The sequence below is a fragment of the uncultured Caballeronia sp. genome (genome assembly GCF_964243625.1).
Lineage (GTDB): Bacteria > Pseudomonadota > Gammaproteobacteria > Burkholderiales > Burkholderiaceae > Caballeronia.
On the sequence record NZ_CAXTGZ010000735.1, the window covers coordinates 1 to 2818 of the forward strand.

4 protein-coding genes are annotated in these 2818 nt (G+C 60.4%); all 4 read right to left on the minus strand.

Annotation, left to right across the window (positions count from 1 at the left end; all coding sequences use genetic code 11):
* The coding region (locus ACFFAR_RS30120; RefSeq protein WP_375509106.1) for an AMP-binding protein at positions 1–385 on the minus strand (385 nt) is incomplete at its 3' end.
* 5 nt (positions 386–390) lie between these two features.
* Entirely contained in the window at positions 391–1218 is an 828-nt protein-coding gene (locus ACFFAR_RS30125; RefSeq protein WP_375509107.1) for an IclR family transcriptional regulator, read from the minus strand.
* Positions 1215–2585, minus strand: coding sequence for an amidohydrolase family protein (locus ACFFAR_RS30130; protein WP_375509108.1), 1371 nt, complete (start codon positions 2583–2585; stop codon positions 1215–1217). The genes ACFFAR_RS30125 and ACFFAR_RS30130 overlap by 4 nt, the downstream gene beginning before the upstream one ends.
* A partial coding sequence (locus tag ACFFAR_RS30135; RefSeq protein WP_375509109.1) for a hypothetical protein occupies positions 2582–2818 on the minus strand: 237 nt, incomplete at its 5' end. The genes ACFFAR_RS30130 and ACFFAR_RS30135, both read right to left, overlap by 4 nt.

Genomic DNA, 2818 nt, shown 5'->3' on the forward strand with positions numbered 1-2818 from the left:
GGTGTCCAGCGACTTCCGACAACAACCGGGTCTGCGGTGCGAACCGCACGAGCCGCTCGACCATCGCCGCGTCGCCTAAAACCATCGCTGGCTCGACGAAGTCGACCGCGCGGCGTAACTCAGGATCGCCGTTGCGCGGATTAAGCGGCACCCATATCTTGCCGGCGGCAAGTACGGAAAGGATCGTCACGAAGTGCTCATAGCTATTCGCGGCGCCCACACACACCGGCACGCCGAGGCGGCTATCAAGGTCGGACAGTGCCGCCGCCTGCTCGAAAACCTCTCTTGCGAGCATCTGAAAACTGACTTCGCGGTCGCCACTTACCGCCGCGGTCCGCTCGGGGTAGCGCTGTGCCGCGCGCCAGAAAAAATCGATTGGGTACATGGAGTTCACGCCTTTCTGGCTTTCTTCTTCGATGACGCATCCACTTGCCCAAGCTGCGGCAACTGGATGCCCGGAAAACGTTGCAACGCCCTGCAAATCGTCTTGACGATCTCGACGCGTCGGGGTGCCTGCATCCTGCTCGCGATTGCCGCGACGCTGATCGAGGCCACCGCCACGCCGCCCATCAGCACGGGAACGCCCACGCCATAGACGCCATCGATGATGCGTCCTTCGTTGACGCTGAAGCCGTTGGCGCGCGCGTCTTCGGTCATCTCACGCACATCACCTGCGCTCACGCCGAAAGGCGTGTAGGAGCTGGCGTTATGTTCGATGATCGTGTGGCGCTCTTCGTCCGGCAGGAACGCGAGAATCGCTGCGCTGCCCGACCCCGCGCCGAGCGGGCGGCGCGAGCCTGCATCGAGCGACATCACGCGAATCGGAAAATTACCTTCGCGACGCGCAAGACATACCGCCTCGACCCCACTGCGAATGGAGAACATGGCAGTGTCGCCGGTGTGAAGCGCAATCTCCTCGAGTGCGCCATTGAACATGTCACGCCTCAGGAACCAGGGGTTGCTCATCACGGCAAAAGAGAAGATCGCGGGTCCAACCGAATAACGCTTCGTGTGGAAATCGAAAGCCAGCAAACCGTCCGCGACCAGCGCCTGCATGATGCGTCGCGCCGTGGCGATATGCAGCGAGGTCTCCTGCGCAATCTGCGATAGCGATGCGCCGTTCTCACCGCAGTTCGCGACTGCCGCGAGAAGTTCGACTGCACGGGATATGCTCTGACTGCCTTCGGGCCGCGTCACTTGCGATAAGTCGTACGTCATGGCGAGATCACCGTGCCCAGATTCATCGCCCGCGCGATCCGGCTCCCGGATCGTGCAAGGCGGTCAAGCTTTGCGGGCAGGTCGGTCGCGAGTAACCGCCCGTGCCGCTTCTTCCATTCGCCGGCAATCATCACGCTGTCGATATTCGCGAGGGTGGCCTGCATGACAACGGCCGACACCGGATCGTGCGCCGGACGCATATTGATGGCATTGGCATCAATGACGACGAGGTCGGCCTGCTTGCCCGGTGTGATGCTGCCGATTTGCGACGACATCCCGAGCATCTGCGCGCCCGCTGTCGTGGCCCATGAGAGCGCCTCGCGAGTGGTGACCGTGGACGTTTCGGGAATCTTGCCGGTGGCCCGACGGCTCGCCGCGTTGTCGAGCGCGCGCTGCATGCCGACTGCGACCCGGATAGCGCTGAGCATATCGCCTGACATGATCGACTCCAGATCCGAGCCGACCGTCGGTACCGCCCCCAGCGACCGCAACCGTCCCATGATCGGAAACCCGTGACCCTGCGTCATCTCCCCTTCGGGAGCGATGGAAAAACTCACTCCTAGTTGCACGAGGCGCGCGAGCCGCTCATCGCTCAAGTCATTGCCGTGAACGATGTTGATCCACGGACCAATCAGTCCGTCGCTCTCCAGCGCTTCCCAGCCACCGGCCGCTTTTTCGGGGCCACCGCCCTGGTGCATCGAGGCGATGAGGTTGAATTCCATCGCCATGCGAATGTCTTGCCGTGCAACCTCGAGAGTCGAATAATGCGGACCAAGAATAGCGAGCCCAAGGTTCACGAGACCATCGTTCGGGGCGAATCGCTCGCGCAACAGCCGTTCGACCTCCCGGCGAGGATGCGGGACTTCCGAAAAATGCGGCTGGCCGGGTTTCGGGTCTGGCTTGGGTGTGCCGTGCATGAAGGTCGCCCGGATGCCTGAATCAAAGAGCGCGTCGAGCGCAGCATTGGTATGAGCGGCCGTAGGGTTGTTGTGGCACCAGTCGACCAACGTCGTGGTGCCGCAGTTGATCTGGTTTAACGCACCGACCTGCGTGGCGCAAAAGATATCGTCGGGCGTAAAACACGTGGCAAGCCCGGCATGCATCCAGCGAAAGTATTCGAGCAACGTCCAGTTGGCAGCAATGCTGCGGAGTCCTGTTTGCCAGGTATGCAAATGGGCGTTGACAAGCCCCGGGATCACGATGTGGCCCGCAAGCGGAATGACCTCGATCTCACGGTGCTCCAAGGACGGTCCTAAACCAACAATGCGGTCGCCTTCAATCAGGATATCCGCTTCGGAAAAGTCCCCGAGTTCGTCATCCATCGTAATTACCGTGGCACCTCTGAGAAGAACAGGGGTGTGCCTCATGCTGTCTCCTCCGTTTCATCGTTCGATGTTTGTATCGAAGTCGTGTTGGAAACGATATTCCTCCGCTCACCCTGCGACGTCAACATGCGATAGCTCTTTATCACATTATGATAATGATCCGCGTGCAGCGATTCACTCAGCCCCTCTCTACCTGCGCGATACCAATTGAAGAAGAACTGTAAGCGCTCAATCTGGCACACGGGATTGATAAATTTGTGCGGCGGTGGATTTGC

Coding starts and splice junctions, on each gene's coding strand:
- ACFFAR_RS30125 (WP_375509107.1), bottom strand. CDS start 1,218: ATGACGTACGACTTATCGCAAGTGACGCGGCCCGAAGGCAGTCAGAGC.
- ACFFAR_RS30130 (WP_375509108.1), bottom strand. CDS start 2,585: ATGAGGCACACCCCTGTTCTTCTCAGAGGTGCCACGGTAATTACGATG.